Raw genomic sequence first — 20,610 nt, 5'->3', positions numbered from 1 at the left:
CTACGCAAGTGACGCAGGAGACTTCGGAAAAAATGGTGCCGAGTATGCGGTTTTCCGAGTTTGTGGAAGACGGCCCTTGGTCCTTTATGACAGGCGGCACCCTTTTTGAACAGATAAACAACAAAGATCACAATTCCGATCTTCCGATTCTAGCTATTACTCAAGAACATGGAGCCGTGCCGCGCGATCAGATTGACTACCACGTCTCGGTTTCTGAAAAGAGTATTGGAAATTACAAAGTAGTTGAGCCCGGAGACTTCATAATCAGTCTTCGTTCGTTTCAAGGAGGCATCGAGTTTTCTCGGTACTTGGGTCTTTGTAGCCCCGCCTATGTTATTTTGAGACTAAGGCAAAAAGGGATTCACCTTTATTTCAAGCACATCCTCAAGACAGAACGGTTCATTCAAGAGTTGAGTAGAGAAATTGAGGGCATCAGAGATGGCAAGATGGTCAGCTACAAGCAGTTCTCTTCCCTTCGTGTGCCTTTGCCACCCTCCTTCGGAGAACAGGAAAAAATCGCTGAGTGTTTGTCGTCAGTAGATGAGTTGATCAATTCGGAAGAAATGAAACTCGATGCACTCAAAGAGCAAAAAACTGGCCTGATGCAAAACCTGTTTCCAACCAACGGAGACTTGGTGCCCAATTTACGGTTTTCCGAATTTGTGGACAGTGGCCCGTGGAGCAAGAAGGAAATTCGTGATTTTGCACATTTTGTTTCCGGATATGGGTTCCCCAAAAAGTATCAAGGGAAGAAAGAGGGGCAGTTCCCGTTCTATAAAGTTAGCGATATTTCTAATTCCCTAATCGCAGGTGAGCATAACATTTCTCGGGCCGCAAACTACATCGATCACCCAGATCTCAAAGAACTTCGAGCGCAGCTTGTTCCAGTCGGATCAACCATATTTGCCAGAATCGGTGAGGCCATCAGGCTCAATCGCCGGGTGATGACTACGATTCCGTGCGTGATCGACAATAATGTGGGGGGACTAAAGTGCATTGAAGGCCAAGCTACCGACTTGTTTGTGTATTACGTTTCCCAACTGTTGAACCTCTCTGAATATTCAGGAGGCGCGGTTCCGTCAGTCAATAAGTCTACAATCGAGCAAATTCCCGTGGCGTGCCCTGAACTTAGTGAACAGGAGAGGATCACAGATTGCCTTTCTACAATCGACGATTTGATTGCTTGGCAGACTAAGTACGTCACACAACTGAGGGTCCACAAAAACGGTCTGTTGCATCGGCTTTTCCCTGAGTATCAGGGCGTGTAGCAATGACCGAGGCAGTTTTTGATAATCTATTGGCCTTGGCAGCAGAACTGCGCAGCCAACTTGCAAACAAGAAGTACCTCCTGATCTATGCCTACAATGGCACTGGCAAGACCCGCTTGTCGATGGCCTTTAAGGACATTGGCAAGGAAGGCGACGACCGGGATACGCTATATTTTAACGCGTTCACCGAAGATCTTTTCACATGGGACAACGATCTCGACGGCGACAACGAGCGCGTCCTGAAAATGAACCGCGATTCCAGCTTTCTTGTTGGCCTTGTGGACCTTGAAATGGAAAACCGCGTTAGGCCGCTGTTACAGCGATACGCGGACTTCGACTTTGCGATTGACTATGAAAACCGGACTGTACGCTTCTCCCGCGAGGTCGCGACCGAAGATGGCACCGAAACAATCGACAACATCAAAGTTTCGCGAGGTGAGGAAAACACATTCATCTGGTGTTTCTTCTTGGCCGTTGTGCAGGTCGCCATGGACGCCGACCTTGAAGCCTACAACTGGGTCAAGTACGTCTACATTGATGATCCGATTTCGTCGCTCGACGAACATAACGCCATCGCCGTCGCCAACCACTTGGCGCAGTTGCTCAAGCAACCTGACAACCAGCTAAAAACGGTAATCTCTTCGCACCACACGCTGTTCTTCAACGTCATGTGCAACGAGTTGGGACGGGCGGTTAAGCTGTTTCTGAGCAAACGGAAGAATCCGCCCAGCTATGTCCTTCGCCCAACCGGCGAAACCCCGTTTTTCCATCATGTGGCGATGTTGTCCGACCTATATCAGGCGGCTGAGCGCGATGAACTCTACACCTATCATTTCAACATGCTGAGAACGATCTTGGAGAAGTCGGCGAGCTTCCACGGGTTCAACAAGTTCTCGGCGTGCATCAAGCAACAGGATGATGATCCGGAAGGTATCCTGCACGCCCGGATCATCAACATCCTGAGCCACGGAAACTACTCGCTCTATGAGCCACAAGTTATGCTGGACGAGAACAAGGAATACTTCAAAACGATCCTGACCCAGTTCTTGGAACGCTACCCGTTCAACCCGGAGCTATTTCCGGAAGTCGCCGAAGAGGCAGAAGCATCATGACCGAACACGACCAAAAGAAATTGGGCGATACCCTATGGAACATCGCAAACCAACTGCGGGGCGCGATGAACGCTGACGATTTCCGCGATTACATGCTTTCGTTCCTCTTCCTGCGCTACCTGTCCGACAACTACGAGGCGTCCGCACAGAGGGAACTGGGCCGCGACTACCCAGAGCTTGGCAAGAATGACCGGCGCGCGCCACTGACGGTCTGGTACGAGCAGAACACTGATGACATGGGCGAATTTGAAGCGCAGATGCGCCGCAAAACCCACTATGTGATCAAGCCAGAACACCTGTGGAGCAGCATTGCCGAAATGGCGCGTACGCAAAGCGATGATCTGCTGAGCGTGCTTAAGAAAGGATTCGAGTACATCGAGAACGAGTCTTTCGCCAGCACGTTCAACGGTCTGTTTTCCGAGATCAACCTCGACTCTGAAAAGCTGGGGAAGAACTACGTTGAGCGCAATGATAAGCTCTGCAAGATCATTCAGGAGATCGCGAAGGGGTTGGCGGGATTCTCGACCAACCGGGACACCCTCGGCGATGCCTATGAGTACCTGATTGGACAGTTCGCTGCCGGTTCGGGAAAGAAAGCAGGCGAGTTCTACACGCCTCAGCATATTTCGAGCGTTCTTTCCTCGATAGTCGCGCTGGACAGCCAAGACCCGACATTGGGCAAAAAGGAACACATCGAGAGCGTATTCGATTTCGCGTGCGGGTCCGGTTCTCTTTTGCTCAACGTCCGGAACAAGCTGGGACCTCAAGGCATCGGCAAGATTTACGGGCAGGAACGGAACATCACGACCTACAACCTAGCTCGAATGAACATGCTTCTGCATGGGGTGAAAGACACTGAATTCGAAATCTTCCACGGCGATACGTTGACGAATGACTGGGACATGCTGCGGGAGGCAAACCCGGCGAAGATGCCGCGTTTTGACGCTGTTGTTGCGAACCCGCCGTTTAGCTACCGCTGGGACCCTTCGGAGTCTCTGGGAGAAGACCCTCGCTTCAAGAACTACGGGCTGGCTCCGAAATCCGCCGCCGACTTCGCATTCCTGCTGCATGGTTTCCACTACCTGAAACAAGAAGGGAGCATGGCAATCATCCTGCCGCATGGCGTCTTATTTCGCGGAGGTTCAGAGCAACGTATCCGTACGAAGTTGCTCACCGACGGTCGAATAGACACCGTGATCGGTCTACCAGCGAACCTGTTTTTCTCGACCGGTATTCCCGTGTGCATTCTCGTATTGAAAAAATGCAAAAAATTCGACGACGTGTTGTTTATCAACGCATCAGAGCATTTTGACAAAGAGAAGCGGCAAAACCAGTTGCTTGATCAGCACATCGAAAAGATAGTCAACACTTATCAATATCGAAGAGAGGAAGAACGTTACTCGCGACGTGTACCAATGGAAGAAATCGAGGAAAAAGATTTCAACCTTAACATAGCACGATATGTCAGCACTTCCGAGGCGGAGAAGACTGTGGATTTAGGTTCAGTTCACCAAGAACTTGTTGATCTTGAAGATAAAATAAAAAGGGCAAAGGGGGCTCACAACAACTTCCTAAGAGAACTTGGGCTTAAGGCAATTCCATAGGCAATCTCAAAAAAATAAATGAAAAACATGCTTGATTTGGCCCGTTGCAACGCGACGGTTCGTTTCGGTTTTGCTATACTTCGCGATATAAAAACTCCGATTTGAGACGAGCATATGAGCACAATCACACGAGAACACATTGCTGCCGTGACAGGCAGAAAACACGACTATCTAACATCACTGTTGCGCACCCTTCCTTTCACGGTGCGCCCGTCAGGGCGCCGTGGGGCGCAGAAGCGATACTACAACCTTGGCGATGTGATTGTTGCAATAAAGCGAAAGAAAAGAGCCAAGTCGACGGATGCAGAAATATGCGCCTTGGTTGATGTGGCTATGAAACAGGACGAAGCCAATGAGCAATGATTACGAACGCGCAACCAATTTCCGAACGACTCTGACGAGTGCCGAACGCGAGCGCGTTACAGGTATTGAAACCAAGGTGCGCATTGCGCTTGCGGAGCTATATGGGCAGCGCCTTGCTGACATGACTAAGGATATGGTGGTGCACACATGCGTCTTGCAGCCTGACATCATGGTCGCATTGCATGGCGGACGTAAGCCCGCGTCAGCGGGCGAGTGGCGCGAGATTGTTCGCGAGGCATGCGAGCGAGAACCGATAGCAATGGCCAATCTCCAAGCCTCTGACGTCCAACTGCGTGCGGAATTGGAACAAGATGTCTACGATCAGAAAGACCCGCATCGCCGCATTGCACTCCACCGTAGCGGAGAGTGGGATGCCGTCCTCGAAAACGAAGTGGACCGTCGTTTGGACGATCGCCTGCGACGCCTGAACTAAAAAGATTCCGTCCTACGGGCCACACTCCTGAGGCCCTAGGGCAGGAATGCGGGCTGAGTGTCCAGTCGCTCTTGTCTCCGGGGCAAGTGCCACTGGATCAAGTGGACGGCTATGTGAGCACTTTGGTCGTCCACATCCTCCCCCGCCTTTCGAACTCCCGTGCGCCAAGGCGCAGAGTGCACGGGACCCGATCTTTGCGCCGCAAACTTTCCTTGTCCCGACCAAAGGAGCAACGACTATGGAACATTGAAAATGAACTACACCCCCATTGACCCGCTACACTCTCTATTCTTGGACGAAGCACTCACAAAGCACCGCTCTGTCCTTGTTGAGATTCTTGTGGCCGCAGAGGCGCTCCAAGAGGCTGTATTTGCGACAGGCGCAGAAGGCGCAGAATTGCCTATAGGCGTATTCGAGCGCGAACTAGGATGCGGCGTCGAAGCTGCGATTGTATCCGCGAAGATTGCTGGCTTCATTCAGGCTGGCGACGGGCGTTGGTATTCGAAGCTCGAAGGCGACTGTCCGTTGTTGCAGCCCGCGACAGGCTTCATTGCGGATCAGTTCAAAGTTTATGCCGAAACAATCTAAGAAAAAATAGGTCATGGCCCGTTACCTAAACGGATTGACCCGACCTGTGTTAAACAAATAGCAGGGCGGCACATTGGACGTGCAACCCTGCTTAGTTTTCAACGAAGTACGGGGGGATTATACCCTGTTTTCGTTGATTTTTCAATCACCTAGAGGTCATTGGCGCGTTGTCACGGCATGCCTAGCCTCGCAATATGACGAAGTACAAAATGAACACAAACTCCAATCAGGTCACGCGCCTGACAATGCAGGACGGCTTGCTTGCAGGCCTTCCGACCGACCCCAGTGAAAGCGAGATTCAAGCTTTCATAACAGGGAAAATCAAAGCGAAAGTCGATCTCGTAGAGCAAAAGAAAATCATTGCAGGGCTCTCTGAAAACACTGCGCTTGGAAAGCGAGATTTGGACAAGCTTTGGAAGGGCACAGCAAAAATACTGACCAAGCAGAAGGCCTCTGACCTCAGCGGATGCGACTTCTATCCGAGCGTGGATGACCATTCCGACCTACTGATAGAATATGTCTGCAAGCGTATCGCAGATACGAACACACCAAATCCGTACCTATTTCACCGAAGTGCTGAGTTGGTCGCTGTTCAACGCGATGAAGACGGGCGTGCCCTGATCGTAACGGTTGATAAGGGACTTTTTAAGCATCATGCCAACAACAACTGCAAATTTGTCAAAACGACTTTTGTAGACAATGAAGAAAAGCAGCGCCGAGTGTTGATACCGGACGATGTGATTGACCACGTTTTCAAAGGACCACGCGATTCATATCCGCCATTGCGCCGTCTAACGACAGTGCCAACTTTTACTAAAGGTAAGGTGCTGACACAACAGGGATATCAGGACGGGATTCTTTATGATCCAGCAAAAGGCGGAAACATAGAACAAGTGCCCAGCGCGCCGGACGAAGCGCTTGTTAAGGAGTGCGTCGAAGCGTTGTTGGACCTTAATGCGGACTTCTCGCTTGATGGCATGTCACGAGAAGAACTCGAAGCCGCTCTAAAGAACGGAGCTTCACTCCCTTCTTTCGCACATTTGTTGGCGTATATGCTGTCTTCAATTGTGCGAGAGATGATATTGGGTCCATGTGCTGGTTTCCTCATCCGCAAGGACCGCCCGCGTAGCGGGGCAACTTTGCTCGCTACGACGGCTGAGCGCATTGCAACTCTGCAACCGCCTTCCTTGATGACGTTGCCACTGCGAGAAGAAGAGGTTCAGAAAACTTTGATTAGCGCGATGCTACAGGGAAGCAGCTATATCGTTTTTGACAATATTGGCAGCAACGGAGAAATTGAATCCGATTCCCTTGCGGCAGCTATGACGGCTTACCCGAGCTACAAGGGCCGTTTCCTCGGGGCGAGCAAAATTGCATCAGCCCCAGCGACGGCGGTTTGGGCATTTACAGGCAATCGTTCAGCGCTTTCACCTCAGTTGGCAGAGCGCATGTTGCTTATTGAAGTAGACCCTCGTGTGGAAAATCCGGGCGCACGAAGCCCCAGTCAGTTCAAGTACGATCTCCAATCCGAGATTGAGCAAAAAGGACCGTACTTCTTCTGGTGCCTTTTGGTCCTCGTTCAGAACTGGATTGCCAAGGGATGCCCTGAGTGGACTGGAACACCTTTGGGTGGTTTTGAACGTCACGCTGCTATTGTGGGAGGTATCCTCGACGCAGCAGGGGTTAATGGCTTCATGGAAAATCGCTCGAAGCTTGTTGCCCTCGTTAAGACAGACGATCCTGTAAATGACTTTATGGACGCTTTGATTTCCATGCACGAAAACGACAATTCGACGGTCTTCAAAGCTGGGGTGCCGCACAACGAAGTCGGACTCAATATACTCGCATTCCGTGCTGTCCTTGAAGATGCGGGTATCGCGATGAATGGTTTCGGATACAAAGTCGGTCCCGACGGCGAAACGTTCTACCCTGTCGCTGCTGACAAGAAGATTGCGCAGCAAATCAAGAAGTATGTAGGAACCGTCCGCGAGGCTGACGGTGTAAGCTACCGTCTGGTTGAGGTTGAAGGAACCTCAAAAAAGACTGGCAAGCTCTACAAACTTGAAGCCTCAGCGGTTCAATCAGCCAAAACAGTTGGTAGCGATGAAACTGCTTTGCAGGAACCCAAACGCAAGCGCCGTCGTTCCAAATTGTTCACTGTCTGACGACGATTTGCGGCAATTCACAAAAATGGGCCCAAGCGGGCCCTTTTTTGTTTCCGCGAGGTGGCAGGATGCTAAGTAGTTCGGGCTTGCACCCACCCTACACTCAGTTTTAAAAATATGATTTTAAACAGTTTTCCGGATTTTAGGGGTGTAGGGTGATAGGTTCTTTTAGGATGTTTGATAGTATTATTTATTTATCTTCGGGGATGAGTGCTCAAATATATATTTTTCGCGGAACGCGGTGGCTAAAAAACCTGCCACCCCGTCACCCTGCACCCGCAACATGCGCACTTAGGCGAAATCACAATTGCTGAATGGGTTAGCAGGTGCATCGCGGATGATTGCGGTCTAAGAGCCTTGTTTCCTGCCAAATCCTGCTGATTGGTTCAGAATGGCAGCAGAGAAAGCGAAGTCTATCAAACTGTGTTGAGTTGATTTTCCCTTTGGCTTTGGTTTGCCTTGAGAAACCAATTGTTTCCAAGAAACCTCACAATTTCAATATGTAAGAGAGCGTAGATGGCTTATAAACTGGCGTAACGAGCGTTAGGTCAGTTTATAAGCCATGGGATCAGTATGAAGATTGTTTCGTATATCAGAGTCAGTAGCGAAAAGCAGGGGCAAAGCGGCCTTGGGTTGGAAGCTCAGAAGTCCGCAATCGATGCATATGCAGCCGCTAACGCGGCGGACATCATCGCTTCATTTGTGGAGGTTGAGTCGGGACGGAAGAATGACCGCCCCCGGCTTGAAGCTGCGTTGAAGCAGGCCAAGCTAACCGGCAGTCGATTGGTCATCGCCAAACTGGATCGGCTTAGCAGAAACGCGGCCTTTCTTTTGAACTTGCAGGAGGCAAAGGTCGATTTTGTTGCATGTGACAACGAAAACGCGACTCCTTTGACGATAGGCATACTAGCACTGGTGGCGCAGGAAGAAGCGAAGGCCATCAGTGAGCGTACTAAAGCCGCTCTTGCTGCCTGTAAAGCGCGTGGCGTCCGTCTTGGAAACCCCAATGGCATTGCCGCCATCAGGAGAGCCAACAAGGGCAACGCCGCGTCGTGCGCGCGTCAGCGCGCTGATGCAAACGCACGAGCAATGGAACTAGCTGATGTTCTCGCTGAATTGCACGACTGCGGGATCACCAGTCTTTCCGCTCAAGCGGAAGAACTGAACGGCAGAGGAATTAAGACGGTCAGAGGTGGTCGTTGGCACCCCGGAACGGTTGCAAACATGCGAAAACGGTTGGACGCACCGAAGTGCGCACATTGAATCCCTCATGAGACTGGGTGTCTGGTCCAACTCCGGTCCCCGAGACGTGAGTGAGAAATGACAGGACCCGCCAAGCATCGTCTGGGACCCGTTAGGGGACTAGCATCCGCTTTCGTGCGAGCGCGAAGTCGCTGTCTGCCGTTGGCAAAGCAAATAAGGACTTCACTTAACAATCAAGGGGACCCGCCCGGAAAACACCCCCCTGCCAGTTTTTAAAACCATAGCATTTCAGAAATTTCAAAAATTTAGTCGTCTGGTTGACTTATCCACGCAAGGTCTCTCGCCATTGTTTCATCATGTTCAACGGCTTCTTCTTGTTCAACACTGTCCTCACGAAGCCACTCCATAACCTCGCGCCCAGTTCGCCGTTTGCCTTGCGTGTTTTCGCGTTCGAGCGGCTCATCTAGCTCACGTTGCACTTCTTCCTCTGCGCGAGCTTTTTGGATTTTTTCATCTTCAAGGCTCGTAACGAAATTTGCCCACTTCTGCATAATTGCTGATCGTTGATCCAAGAGTTCTGACCGCAAGTATGCTGCCGCTTTCTGAGAATCGACACGGTGCTGAATACACCGTTCAGCCATTTGGCCATCACAAATCTGATTATCCTGACACCAAGTGCCGAATGAAGCTCGGAAACCGTGAGGAACAGCAAAGCGACCATCCTTTGCCTTCCAACCGTTAGAACGAAGCCACAACCGCCAAGTGTTCTCTGATATGACACCCTTCTTCCACGCGGTTTCTGATGGGAAAACAAAGTCGTTCTTTGAGGAAAACTCTGACTTTGCTTTCCGAAGTATGGCCATGGATTGCCAAGCAAGTGGTGCGGCAAATTCCTCGCCTGTTTTCATCCGTTCACCGGGAATGTCCCAGATTTTTTCCTCCCAATTGACCTCGGCCCAAACCATTTGGGTCACATTTGCGGTTCGAGGTAAGTTCAAGAGATAAAACTTGAAACCTACGTCAAAAACTGAACCGCCGAGGCTCATCCAAAGGGAGGGAACTTGATCCCAAGGTAGTGATGGGTGCTTCTTGTTCTTCCGCCTTACATGCGGCAGCAGCGCTCTAATGCTCTCCCTAATGTCGTTGTGACTTCCCAAGACTTCGGGGTTTCTAGCTTTTGCATTGGTCAACACCTGCGCCAAACGGTCGAGTGCCTTGCGACCAGTATCTTGACGCCAGACGGGCTCCAAAACTTCTACGCAATCTTCAACCGTTAGTTTCGCAACCGGCTTGCTCCCGAGCTTGGGCAAAATATGATTGTTCAAAGGGCTAAGCCATCGTCCAGCTTGCCCGTTTCTTTTGAGCCCCTCGCGTTTAAGCTCAAAATACTTGTCGGTGGCTTCATTGAGCGTTTCAGGTTTCATCACCGTTTTGCGTTCAGTTCGAGGGTCCACTCCTTGCGCCACCAGCTTTCGGCAGCGCTCGTGCTCGATACGTGCCTCAGCTAATGTAATAGTGGGATAAGACCCCAACCCCATTTTGGGCCGTGCAGTGTCTCCCGGGGGCGACGACCACCGATATTTCCAACTTTTTGTACCGGTTCCTTTGACGTCGAGATACAAACCTCCGCCGTCGCCGTGCTCGCCTTCCTTGGCATTTCGGCATTTGGCGTCAGATAAAAGATATCGAGGCATTTTCGAGTTCCAGAGTTTTCTTGCAGAGGGGGCAAACGAGGGGGCAGTTTGGCTTCTGTATCCTAAGATTGGGGCGAAAATTTGGTCGTCTACGCTATGTTTTTAAGGGGTTTTGATAAAGATATCGAATTCTGATATGGATGTAAAATGGTGCCGCCCCCGGCACCATTAAAATCAAGTGAAAAAAATGACTCGCGGTTAGCTTGACGTATTGTGAGATTGCCTAATTTGGGTTGGGGTAGCAATCCTCCCCGGTTCAAATTCAGTCAATCCACACCTACGGGGTTCCAGTAGTTCCCGTTGTTGCCGCCGGTAATGCCATGGACACGACCGTCGTGTAGTGCGTCTAGCATTGGTCGATATGAGACAAAAGGTCCGAGAAACCTGAAAAATCTACGGTTGACGCTTTTGCACGTACAACTTTCCTATAGGCGCTTGTTGACCTGCTCCCCTAAAAAGTCCTCGATTTGAGGTTAGCCTGTTCTCCAACTGAGGAGACAGACTATGAAGAGAAGCCGTTTCAGCGAAGAACAGATCATTGGGATTCTGAAGGAGCACCAGGCTGGGCTTGGGGCGAGGGAGTTGTGCCGCAAGCACGGGATCAGCGATGCGACATTCTACAAATGGCGCTCCAGGTATGGCGGCATGGAAGTGTCCGACGCGCGGCGTTTGAAGACGCTGGAAAGCGAGAACACTAAGCTGAAAAAATGCTGGCCGAACAGATGATGGATGTGGCGACGCTGAAAGAGATGCTCGGAAGAAACTTCTGAGGCCTGGTTCAAGGAGGAATGCTGTGGACTGGGCGATGAAGACCAAGGGTTACAATCAACGACGCGCTTGTGCGTTGGCCGGGATCGATCCGCGTGTGTATCGGCACAGGTCTAAGCGCTCTGCCGACACGGAACTGCGGACAAGGATGAAAGAACTGGCGTCAGAACGGCGGCGGTTTGGCTATCGACGCCTGCACATCCTACTGCAGCGCGAGGGATGGCAAGTGAATTGGAAGAAGCTGTATCGGCTCTACCGGGAAGAAGGGTTAACAGTTCGCAAACAGGGCGGACGCAAGTGCGCAGTGGGCACGAAGACCCCGATGGCAATCCCGCAAGGCCCAAACCAACGGTGGCCGCTCGACTTCATGTCTGACGCGCTGGCGGATGGCCACAGGTTCCGAGTGCTGAATGTCATCGACGACTTTAGCCGGGAATGCCTGGCCGGCATGGTCGATACATCAATCGGTGGTGCGCGTGTCGCCCGCGAACTGGATCGGATCGCCGAGTTGCGCGGTTACCCGTGCATGGTGGTCTCGGACAACGGCACAGAGCTGACTTCGAACGCAATCCTGAAATGGCAGAAAGACCGCCAAGTCGGCTGGCACTACATCGCGCCGGGCGAGCCGATGCAGAACGGTCTGGTCGAAGACTTCAACGGCCGGATGCGGGAAGAGTGCCTGACCGAACACCTGTTCCCGTCTTTGCGCCATGCCTGCCGCATGATTGCGGCATGGCGCGCCGACTACAATCACCACCGGCCTCACTCCTGCCTCGCTGGCCTGACCCCATACGAATATGCTACCCGGTCAAAGGAAGACCAAAACCTGAACAGAGCTAACCTAAATCAGCGGACTCAAAGGGGAGCAGGTCAGAACCTACGGCGCGAAGTGTCGAAACTGAAGGAGGAGCGGGACATCTTGAAAAGGGTGAGATCATCTTCCGCCATTGGTCCGAGGACAATGGTCGAACGCCTACTTCGCCAAGGACCAGCTTTAATGTTTGGGTTTGTGGCGAAGCACGGAGGGGTCTGGCCAGTCAGTTGGATGTGTGACGCGCTCGGTGTGGCACTGAGCGGCTTCCATACCTGGCTGACACGACCACGCAGCGACCGGTCGATCCGCGACGAAGAGCTATCGGGGGCGATCCGTGCGCGCTTTCTGCGATCGGACCGGATCTATGGTGCTCGACGGGTCTGGCACGAGCTTCTTGAAGAGGGCTATTCCTGCGGGTTGCATTGCGTCGAGCGATTGATGCGGCAAGCGGCATTCAGAGCTCGTCCAAAGCGTCGGCGACCACCGAAAGACGAGGTCACGAGGTCGATCATAGCTGCCAACGTGCTTGAGCGAGAGTTCGATGCAAACGGCCCGAACCAGAAATGGGTGGCCGACTTCACCTAGGTCTGGACGGCTGAGCGCTGGCTCTCTTTTGCAGCCGTCATCGTTGTGTTCTCGCGCCGTGTGGTTGGTCCGTGAGCGATCAGATGACCTTCCAGATGGTCACAGACGCCTTGATCATGGCGATCCGGAGCAGGGGCCGACCGAAAGAATTTCTGCACCACTCGGACCAAGGCAGCCAATACACCAGCGAGCCTTTCCAAAGGCTGATTGCTGATCAAGGCATCACATGCTTGATGAGCCGATCCGGAAATGTCCGAGACAACGCTGCGATGGAGAGCCTCTTCTCTTCGCTGAAAACCGAAAGGCTCAGGCGAAAAACCTATCGGACAAGCAGCCAGCCGCGCGCAGATGTCTTCGACTACATCGAGCGGCTTTACAATCCGCAGCGGCGGGGCCAACCACCGCTTGATTGGGTGATATTTCATCTTGTGTGCTCCACATCCAAATGCGACCTTCGGTACAGAACCGTTCCTGACCGTCAGGTCACAAAACCCCTTCATTGCGGACCAGACAATGCAACAGACTATCGGCTTATTTCTCGCAATCTTGATTGCTCTGATGCCCTCGTTTTCCGTTGCGCAACAAGGGCCGCCTCCGGTTACAGTGGCGCGCCCTGTCGTCAAGACAATTGTTGAAGATGATGAATTCGTTGGCCGATTTGAGGCGCGAGCGGATGTGTCTATCAGGGCGCGGGTGACCGGCTATCTTCAAGAAGTCCACTTTTCCGACGGCAGCATCGTCGAAGAAGGCCAAGTTCTTTTCACCATTGATCAACGCCAGTTTCGCACCGCGCTCAGGCAGGCGCAGGCGCTGATTGATGTCGCCCAAGCGACATATGATTTCGCCGAGGAACAGCTGGAGCGTGCGGAGGCTCTGATTGCGAACGGAAATATCCCACAAAGCACAGTTGACGCGCGCCGCGAGGCGTTTCTTTCCGCGCAAGGTACGTTGGAGCAGTCGCGCGCAGCGCTTGAGTTGGCGGAACTGGATCTTGAATATTCCCAAATCACCGCACCAATGGCGGGACGCATTGATCAGGCTCTGGTGGACCCGGGCAACCTCGTTTTGGCCAATGATACAATGCTAACATCGATCATCTCATCTGATCCCATTTATTTCAATTTCGATATCGATGAGAGGTATTTTCTGGCTTACGCACGGGATGCACGCGTTCGCGGCGTGTCGCTGCAAGAGGGCGGTGGCGGACTTGAAGTCAGAGTTTCAGTTTCGGACAGGAGCATTCCACCCCAAGTGGGGTATCTGGACTTTTCAGAAAACAGGATCGACAGCGAAACGGGTACGATGCGGGTGCGCGCCGTTCTGGACAACCCGGATGATATCCTGACGCCTGGTCTGTTCGGGCGCGTGAACGTGCCCGGGTCGCTGCCTTACGAAGGTATCCTCGTTCCGGACGCGGCCATTGTCGCCGACCAAAACCGCCGCCTTGTCATGTCGGTTGACGATGAGGGCAACGTGACACCCATTCCGGTGCGCCCGGGGCCAAGGATCGATGGATACAGGGTAATCCGCGACGGACTGGAAGGGTCCGAGGTGATTGTCGTCGAAGGCATCATTCGGGCGCGACCAGGGTCGGTTGTGGCACCCGAAATGGTGGAACTGCCACCCGTCGCGCAGAATTGATATGGGCCGTTTCTTTGTAAACCGCCCGATCTTTGCCATCGTTGTTGCGGTGCTGACCTCGATTGTTGGTCTTATCTCGTATACGCAATTGCCGATCGAACAATATCCCGAGATTGCCCCCCCGTCGATCGTGGTGCGCGCGAATTATCCGGGCGCGGATGCCGAGACAATTGCGGCCACGGTTGCGACACCGTTGGAGCAGGAAATCAACGGTGTTGAAGGGATGCTTTATCTGTCGTCGTATTCCACGGCCGACGGCTCGATGAGCCTTACGATCACGTTTGAGTTGGGCACCGATCTAGACGCAGCACAGGTTCTTGTTCAAAATCGTGTTGCAACTGCCGAACCACGACTGCCACAGGAAGTCCGCGCCTTGGGCGTGACCACAACTAAATCATCGCCAGATCTGATGATGGTCGTGCATATGCTGTCGCCGGACGAAACCTTCGATCAACTGTACGTATCGAATTATGCCCGTGCGCGGGTACGCGACAGGCTCGTGCGGTTGGACGGTGTGGGTGACCTGATCATCTTTGGTGAACGCGAATTTTCGGCCCGTGTTTGGCTAGACCCTGATCGTCTTTCCTCTCTGGGCTTGACTGCGGGTGACGTGGTTGCGGCACTGCGAGAACAGAACGTTCAGGTGTCGGGTGGTTCTCTGGGGGCCCCGCCCAATGAAAGCGACAGCGCATTTCAAGTTACCGTCACAACCCAAGGCAGACTGGAAAGCCCGCGAGAGTTCGGCAGGGTCATTGTCAAAGCGTCCGATGAAGGCCGCGTGGTACGGGTGCGCGATGTGGCACGGATCGAGATTGGGGCGCGCTCATATGTCAACAACTCGTATCTCAATAACAAGCCTGCCGTCGCCTTGGGAATATTCCAACGCCCGGGGTCAAACGCGCTTGCCTCGGCCGACGAGATTATCGCAGTCATGGATGAACTGGCCGAGGATTTCCCCCAAGGTCTAGAATACCAAGTCGTCTACAACCCCACAGAGTTTATCGCAGCTTCCGTGAATGCGGTCTATCAGACGCTGTTTGAGGCGATCTTGTTGGTCGTTGTCGTGATCATCGTTTTTTTGCAAAGCTGGCGCACGGCTGTAATACCGCTTTTGGCCATCCCGGTATCTCTGATTGGTACCTTTGCGGTTATGCTGGCGCTTGGCTATACTCTGAATCTGCTGACCTTGTTCGGATTGATCCTCGCGATTGGCATCGTTGTCGATGATGCTATCGTTGTGGTCGAAAACGTGGAGCGCAACATTGCCAACGGAATGACCCCGCGCGAGGCGTCGGCGCACACGATGGATGAGGTGCAGACCGCCATCATTGGTACGACGTTGGTTCTGATCGCGGTCTTTGTGCCAGCGGCTCTAGTGCCGGGCATCACCGGGCAGTTTTATCGACAATTTGCGGTGACGATTTCGGTCGCGACCGTCATTTCGACTATCAACTCGCTCAGTCTATCGCCCGCCCTCGCGGCGAGTATTCTCAAACCGCATTCGGACGTGCCCTCGCGAAACCCTGTTGCGCTGCTGACCGCCCCACTGGCGCGCGGTTTCAACGCGGGCTTTGACAAGCTGACGGACTGGTATGCACGGCTGGTGACGCTCTTGGTCAGCTCCGTCCGCATGTTGTTGGTGTCCATTGTCGTGTTCGCCGGTCTGATCGGGACGACCTATTGGGTCAGTCAAGAGGTGCCCACCGGATTCATTCCGGACGCGGATCAAGGTTATGCCATCGTGGTTGTGCAATTGCCGGACGGCGCGTCGCTTGAGCGGACTGACGCCATCATTCGTCAAGCCACCGACATCGCATTGGATACGCCAGGGGTGACAAATGCCGTCGCCTTTGCGGGGTTTTCAGGGGCTACATTTACCAACGCCAGCAACCAGGGGGTTATCTTTACCACCTTTGAAGGCTTTGATGCGCGCGTCGAAAGCGGCCTGAATGCGGCGGCCATCGTGGGTCAGCTCTTTGGCCGGATGCAGGCTCTGCGCGAGGCGTTCATTATTGCAATCGCGCCCCCTGCCGTGCGCGGCGTGGGCAATGGTGGCGGTTTCAAGCTGCAACTCAGGGAAAACGAAAGCGCCGATATGTCCCGCGTGCTGGGCACCGCCTATGCCATCATGGGGGCATCTGCACAGTCCGATGCGGTCCAAGGTGTTTTCACCACATTCTCCGCCTCGTCGCCGCAGGTCTATCTCGAGATTGACCGCGTGCGCGCCCAGATGCTGAATGTGCCGATTGGCGCTATATTCGAAACATTGTCGATCAATCTGGGGTCTGCTTATGTGAACGACTTTAACGCCTTTGGGCGGTTGTTTCAGGTCCGCGCCCAAGCTGACGAAAGGTTCCGCCTTGAAGAAGCTGATATTTCGGCCCTCAAGGTCAGGTCCGCGACGGGCGCTTTGGTCCCGCTTGGCACGCTTGTGTCCATCGTTGAAACGGCAGGTCCCGCATTGGTACAGCGCTATAATCAACAAGTTTCTGTGCCGGTACAGGGTTCTGCCGCGCCGGGCGTCTCAACAGGCGAAGCGTTGGTTGCGATGGAACAGTTGGCAGCGTCACTTGCCCCATCAGGAGTGGATTTTGAGTGGACCGAACTGGCCCTTCAAGAACGCAACCAGGGCAACACGGCGACCTATATTTTCGCGTTCTCCATCCTGTGCGCCTTCCTTTTCTTGGCGGCACTCTATGAAAGCTGGGCATTGCCGGTCGCCATTATCCTGGTTGTCCCCCTTGCCGTTCTAGGCGCGTTGGCTGGTGTTATGTACCGCGGCATGGACAACAATATCCTGACCCAGGTCGGACTTATCGTCCTAGTCGGCTTGGCGGCCAAGAATGCAATTCTCATTGTTGAATTTGCCAAACAAGCCCAAGAAGAACGCGGGCTGTCCGCCATTGACGCAGCGATAGAGGCAAGTCGCCTGCGCCTGCGCCCCATTATGATGACAGCTTTTGCTTTTATCCTCGGAGTAGTACCGCTTTTGATCGCGACGGGTCCAGGTTCGGAAATGCGCCAAGCCTTGGGCACGGCTGTCTTTTTTGGAATGTCTGGGGTGACGTTTTTAGGATTGTTTTTCACACCAGTGTTCTACGTCGCGATCCGCCAGGTCTTTCCAAAACCCGTAAGATGTTAGGTTTCTCAAAAATAAGAAGCAACTGCTATGATGTCTTGGGGCGCGGCGGTGACGAAAGCAAAGAAGGGCGGTATTGTGCCTTCCCTGCGGGAGGCCTGTGGCAAGCCACGCCAAACAGGCTGCGCCTACTTTTTTAGTGTGTTGCCGTTGTTCGTGAGCTTTCGTTTTGGATCATATGACAGCCCGATGTATTCGAACACGTCCCTTCTGGCTTGTTCACGTGTCCGATTGATGTGGCTTCCGGACTTCTATCGCCTCCAGAGTTGACAGAAGCTATCGGCAACTGCGTTGTCATGCCAATTCGTGAATCCCACCAAGGCGTGCCAATCGGGCAATACGGTTCCCTGAGATACGTTGTTGCCTCGATTGTGGCGATGGCGCCTTGGCAGGCTTGCAAGTCACTCACATCAAGCTCGATGGGGGTAAGATCGAGCCCTTCCGCCTGTTTTTTTCATAAGCCGGAAGCTGCGGTTTGATTGCACCCCGCGATGTCAGGCATTCCGGCATAGTCCTTGTGTCCATCTGCTGCCAGCGCCTGCGCCGTCAGCAGATCGATGCTGCGGCTGGCGCCAGTCAGGAATATTTTTTGTCTGTGACGCAAGAGCTCTTTCTGAGTTTGAGTTAAAGGAGGGCGTGGTGCTGCCGGCATCATATCTGTGTGGGTAAAATGGCCTCAAAGATTGCATCGCGCCCCAATTCCGGGTCCGGTGGATAGATCCAAGTTTCGTTGATCTGTGCCTTCATCGCGGCCCCTTCTGTGCCCGACATCGCGATGACCCTGTTCCAGCCGCGCGTAAAAATGGCGTTAGACGCACCAAGGCTCAGGCAGGTTGCATAGTCTGGTTGAGCATAGGGCTGCATCTCCTGTCCAAGCAGATTGAGCACCGCGTTTTGGCCCGCCACGACCCCCATGGGCATCGCGTGTTGGCAAGACATCAAGGTCTTGTGTGCCCCATCTGCCGCAGCCACCCCAACATCGCCAGCGGCAAAAACACCACGTTGCCCGATGACTTGCAGGTTCTGGTCCAGCTGCACCCGACCGTCGATTGCGTGCAAGCCGATATTCCTGACCAAGGGAGATGGCCGCAGGCCGGTCGCGAATATGGCAGTCTTTGCGCCAATCGCTTTGCCTGAGCTAAGGATGACATGATCCGCCGTAACACGAGCCACAGTCTCGCCGCCCAGAAATTCTATGTTCGACGATTCCAGCGCTGATGAGATGTCTTGCGTCAGGCTGTCGCCCAGTGATTGGCCCGCAAGACTCTGCCGGTCAATCAAGTAGATCGCCGCCGCAGGCCCGAGGCGATCACGCAAGGATGTCGCCACTTCAAGCCCGCTGAAGCTTGCGCCGACGACAACGCAGGCGAATGTGTTGAAGGTTGTCGGGTCCAGCTTGGAAAGATGTGCATCAAGTCGTGCGGTCTGTTCATATGTATCCACGACAAAGCCATATTGCGCGGCGCCGGGGATTGCGGGGATCGCGACTTGGCTCCCCATGGCAAGGATCAGGCGGTCATGATGCAGCTTTCCCCCGTCGTCGGTATGTACTGCGGCGGGCGTCACTTGGGATATCTGGGCTTGCTGGAAAGTCACGCCTATCGTTTCGAGCAAGGGTTCCAATGGCACCAGCATGTCCGGCCGCGCACCTTCGTAGAGCCTAGGGCGAATGCAAAGATGCGGTTCCTTGGACACAAGCGTGATTTCGATGTTGGTTGCGTTCTGACGGTGCCGTGTCGCTGCGGCGGCCATGGCCGCCCAGACACCTGCAAATCCGCCGCCGGCAATGTTGAGTTTTGACATTTTAGTCTCGCGATTTGTTTCAGGAGACTTGAGTACCAGTTGCATATTTGCGAGTACAGGTTCAATTATGCGTTACAGACTCGCAAAAAAGAGAATGACAATGCTTGATTGGGACGATTACCGGCTTGTGTTGAATATCGCTCGTTTTGGACGCGTCGCAGAGGCTGCGGGCCATTTGAACGTGACAACGTCGACAGTATTTCGGCGCCTTGCCGCCATCGAGGACAAGCTGAACATCCCTCTTTTTCAGCGTGACAACGGGCATTACGTCCCAACCGAGGAAGGCGCTGCCATCGTGGCCGCCGCCGAAAAGATGGAGCAGGAGACAGCTAGTGTGGCCCGCAACTTGTTCGGCGAAAGCCAAACACTGTCTGGTTCTGTCAAGATCACAACGAGCGAGGTCTTGTCGTCTTTCTTTGTTGCGCGCCATGTGATGACACTGGGGCGGGATCATCCCAATTTGAAAGTGCAAGTGGTCAGCAGCGACAGGATGCTTGATCTGTCCCGCCACGAAGCAGACGTTGCGATCCGTCCAAAGCGGCTATGCTCGGACGCACTTTTTGGCAGAAAACTCGCGACGATCCGTTGGGCGACGTACGTCGCAGACAAAAGGCACCGCGATGTCAAAGGCCAGCCAGATGCATATATTGGGCATGCAGGTGATCCGCGATTGGCTGAACATTTCGGCTCCATCGCATTTGATCCCAATGCCATGGCAGGTCCGCAGTTCTTCTCAAGTTCACTGATTTTGCGCGCAGCGATGTGTGCGCAAGGTGACCACGCCGCTGCCTTGCCGATGATCTTGGGGGAAGTCTGGCCTGGTTTGCGCCGCACGAGCGATGTACTTGATACGCCTGTTGGGGATCTTTGGATCGTGTGCCACAACGACATGCGACGCAACCGTAGGGTTCGGGCCATCTTCGATGCCATGATCGACGGAGCCCGGAGCGACAAGGAATTGTTCGAGGGACCGTAAGCTATATTCCCGAAGGTTTTGGAAACGTCGCATGTGCCGGGACGCGTGTCAGATCGGCTGCCCAGTCTGGTTGTTCCGAAGCAAATATCCTGATCCGTTCGGCAACCTCGATCTGTTCGCTCAGGGATCCGGCGGGAACAATCATCTTTGTGCCGTTACCGCTGATCCACGGCACGCCAGCCCCACAGACCCGGCAGAACGATTTGGAAATATCGCGTCCCGGGACTTGATACCTCATGATATTTTCCGATCCGCCATGCCACTCAAACCCTTGGACGTCCACGAACAGGTTGGATGCAAATGCCGATCCGGTAATGTGTCGGCACTGGTCACAGCTACACAAAAACAACTTTTCAAACGTGCTGGTTACCCTGTAAGTGACGGCGCCGCAAAGGCAGCCGCCTTTGATGTTCGGTCGTGATGAAGCGTCGTTCTGGGACATCTTTTCTTACCT

The 20,610-nt window shown here is 53.4% G+C and carries 15 protein-coding genes and 2 pseudogenes; 13 read left to right on the top strand and 4 right to left on the bottom strand.

All coding sequences use genetic code 11. From position 1 onward, the window contains the following. Positions 1–44 precede the first annotated feature (44 nt). From Q1A44_RS06835 to Q1A44_RS06800, 8 genes are all read left to right on the top strand, one after another. Positions 45–1,268 (top strand): restriction endonuclease subunit S, encoded by a 1,224-nt coding sequence (locus tag Q1A44_RS06835; RefSeq protein ID WP_299621844.1) that lies wholly within the window; start codon positions 45–47, stop codon positions 1,266–1,268. Positions 1,269–1,270: 2 nt separating this feature from the next. After that, a complete protein-coding gene (locus Q1A44_RS06830; protein WP_299621841.1) occupies positions 1,271–2,380 on the top strand; it encodes an AAA family ATPase in 1,110 nt (369 codons plus the stop codon). Then, a complete protein-coding gene (locus Q1A44_RS06825; RefSeq protein ID WP_299621837.1) occupies positions 2,377–3,984 on the top strand; it encodes a type I restriction-modification system subunit M in 1,608 nt (535 codons plus the stop codon). The genes Q1A44_RS06830 and Q1A44_RS06825 overlap by 4 nt, the downstream gene beginning before the upstream one ends. 114 nt (positions 3,985–4,098) lie before the next feature. Further along, a complete protein-coding gene (locus Q1A44_RS06820; protein ID WP_299621834.1) occupies positions 4,099–4,347 on the top strand; it encodes a hypothetical protein in 249 nt (82 codons plus the stop codon). Then, positions 4,337–4,780 carry a hypothetical protein gene (locus tag Q1A44_RS06815; protein WP_299621831.1) on the top strand — a complete coding sequence of 148 codons (444 nt, stop codon included), beginning with the start codon at positions 4,337–4,339 and terminating at the stop codon, positions 4,778–4,780. The genes Q1A44_RS06820 and Q1A44_RS06815 overlap by 11 nt, the downstream gene beginning before the upstream one ends. 252 nt (positions 4,781–5,032) lie before the next feature. Further along, a complete protein-coding gene (locus tag Q1A44_RS06810) occupies positions 5,033–5,368 on the top strand; it encodes a hypothetical protein (RefSeq protein ID WP_299621828.1) in 336 nt (111 codons plus the stop codon). Between the two features lie 194 nt (positions 5,369–5,562). Further along, the gene (locus Q1A44_RS06805; RefSeq protein ID WP_299621825.1) at positions 5,563–7,533 is read left to right on the top strand and encodes a hypothetical protein; all 1,971 of its coding nucleotides are present in this window, start codon (positions 5,563–5,565) and stop codon (positions 7,531–7,533) included. 573 nt (positions 7,534–8,106) lie between these two features. Beyond that, complete coding sequence (locus tag Q1A44_RS06800; RefSeq protein WP_299621822.1) at positions 8,107–8,796, top strand: recombinase family protein; 690 nt, start codon at positions 8,107–8,109, stop codon at positions 8,794–8,796. A gap of 245 nt (positions 8,797–9,041) precedes the next feature. Here Q1A44_RS06800 and Q1A44_RS06795 read toward each other — a convergent pair whose 3' ends face one another. After that, positions 9,042–10,430, bottom strand: coding sequence for an integrase arm-type DNA-binding domain-containing protein (locus tag Q1A44_RS06795; protein ID WP_299621819.1), 1,389 nt, complete (start codon positions 10,428–10,430; stop codon positions 9,042–9,044). Between the two features lie 504 nt (positions 10,431–10,934). On the opposite strand from Q1A44_RS06795, the pseudogene Q1A44_RS06790 reads away from it, so the two are divergent. From Q1A44_RS06790 to Q1A44_RS06775, 4 genes and pseudogenes are all read left to right on the top strand, one after another. Then, positions 10,935–12,042 (top strand): annotated as a pseudogene (locus Q1A44_RS06790) (IS3 family transposase); the annotation flags it as partial. Between the two features lie 27 nt (positions 12,043–12,069). Next, positions 12,070–12,989 (top strand): annotated as a pseudogene (locus Q1A44_RS06785) (IS3 family transposase); the annotation flags it as partial. A gap of 121 nt (positions 12,990–13,110) precedes the next feature. Beyond that, a complete protein-coding gene (locus Q1A44_RS06780) occupies positions 13,111–14,238 on the top strand; it encodes an efflux RND transporter periplasmic adaptor subunit (RefSeq protein WP_299621816.1) in 1,128 nt (375 codons plus the stop codon). Position 14,239: 1 nt separating this feature from the next. Continuing rightward, entirely contained in the window at positions 14,240–17,380 is a 3,141-nt protein-coding gene (locus Q1A44_RS06775; RefSeq protein WP_299621813.1) for an efflux RND transporter permease subunit, read from the top strand. A 451-nt stretch (positions 17,381–17,831) separates the two neighbouring features. Here the strand turns inward: Q1A44_RS06775 and Q1A44_RS06770 are convergent, their stop codons facing one another. Together Q1A44_RS06770 and Q1A44_RS06765 are read right to left on the bottom strand one after the other, a co-directional pair. Beyond that, positions 17,832–18,032: a hypothetical protein gene (locus tag Q1A44_RS06770; protein ID WP_299621811.1), complete on the bottom strand. Its 201-nt coding sequence runs from the start codon at positions 18,030–18,032 to the stop codon at positions 17,832–17,834. Then, a complete protein-coding gene (locus Q1A44_RS06765; RefSeq protein WP_299621809.1) occupies positions 18,029–19,180 on the bottom strand; it encodes an FAD-dependent oxidoreductase in 1,152 nt (383 codons plus the stop codon). The genes Q1A44_RS06770 and Q1A44_RS06765 overlap by 4 nt, the downstream gene beginning before the upstream one ends. On the opposite strand from Q1A44_RS06765, the gene Q1A44_RS06760 reads away from it, so the two are divergent. Continuing rightward, entirely contained in the window at positions 19,164–20,156 is a 993-nt protein-coding gene (locus Q1A44_RS06760) for a LysR family transcriptional regulator (RefSeq protein ID WP_299621805.1), read from the top strand. The genes Q1A44_RS06765 and Q1A44_RS06760 overlap by 17 nt on opposite strands. 1 nt (position 20,157) lies before the next feature. Here the strand turns inward: Q1A44_RS06760 and Q1A44_RS06755 are convergent, their stop codons facing one another. Beyond that, positions 20,158–20,598: a GFA family protein gene (locus Q1A44_RS06755; protein WP_299621802.1), complete on the bottom strand. Its 441-nt coding sequence runs from the start codon at positions 20,596–20,598 to the stop codon at positions 20,158–20,160. Positions 20,599–20,610 lie beyond the last annotated feature (12 nt).

The sequence above is a fragment of the uncultured Tateyamaria sp. genome (assembly GCF_947503705.1).
Taxonomy (GTDB): Bacteria; Pseudomonadota; Alphaproteobacteria; order Rhodobacterales; family Rhodobacteraceae; genus Tateyamaria.
Note: the sequence above shows the minus strand (reverse complement) of the source record. Positions and strands in the feature narration are given on the sequence as shown.

Excerpts from the sequence above, each read along its gene's own strand:
- Q1A44_RS06835 (WP_299621844.1), top strand. The coding sequence starts at position 45 with ATGCGGTTTTCCGAGTTTGTGGAAGACGGCCCTTGGTCCTTTATGACA.
- Q1A44_RS06830 (WP_299621841.1), top strand. The coding sequence starts at position 1,271 with ATGACCGAGGCAGTTTTTGATAATCTATTGGCCTTGGCAGCAGAACTG.
- Q1A44_RS06825 (WP_299621837.1), top strand. The coding sequence starts at position 2,377 with ATGACCGAACACGACCAAAAGAAATTGGGCGATACCCTATGGAACATC.
- Q1A44_RS06820 (WP_299621834.1), top strand. The coding sequence starts at position 4,099 with ATGAGCACAATCACACGAGAACACATTGCTGCCGTGACAGGCAGAAAA.
- Q1A44_RS06815 (WP_299621831.1), top strand. The coding sequence starts at position 4,337 with ATGAGCAATGATTACGAACGCGCAACCAATTTCCGAACGACTCTGACG.
- Q1A44_RS06810 (WP_299621828.1), top strand. The coding sequence starts at position 5,033 with ATGAACTACACCCCCATTGACCCGCTACACTCTCTATTCTTGGACGAA.
- Q1A44_RS06805 (WP_299621825.1), top strand. The coding sequence starts at position 5,563 with ATGACGAAGTACAAAATGAACACAAACTCCAATCAGGTCACGCGCCTG.
- Q1A44_RS06800 (WP_299621822.1), top strand. The coding sequence starts at position 8,107 with ATGAAGATTGTTTCGTATATCAGAGTCAGTAGCGAAAAGCAGGGGCAA.
- Q1A44_RS06795 (WP_299621819.1), bottom strand. The coding sequence starts at position 10,430 with ATGCCTCGATATCTTTTATCTGACGCCAAATGCCGAAATGCCAAGGAA.
- Q1A44_RS06780 (WP_299621816.1), top strand. The coding sequence starts at position 13,111 with ATGCAACAGACTATCGGCTTATTTCTCGCAATCTTGATTGCTCTGATG.
- Q1A44_RS06775 (WP_299621813.1), top strand. The coding sequence starts at position 14,240 with ATGGGCCGTTTCTTTGTAAACCGCCCGATCTTTGCCATCGTTGTTGCG.
- Q1A44_RS06770 (WP_299621811.1), bottom strand. The coding sequence starts at position 18,032 with ATGATGCCGGCAGCACCACGCCCTCCTTTAACTCAAACTCAGAAAGAG.
- Q1A44_RS06760 (WP_299621805.1), top strand. The coding sequence starts at position 19,164 with ATGTTGAGTTTTGACATTTTAGTCTCGCGATTTGTTTCAGGAGACTTG.
- Q1A44_RS06765 (WP_299621809.1), bottom strand. The coding sequence starts at position 19,180 with ATGTCAAAACTCAACATTGCCGGCGGCGGATTTGCAGGTGTCTGGGCG.
- Q1A44_RS06755 (WP_299621802.1), bottom strand. The coding sequence starts at position 20,598 with ATGTCCCAGAACGACGCTTCATCACGACCGAACATCAAAGGCGGCTGC.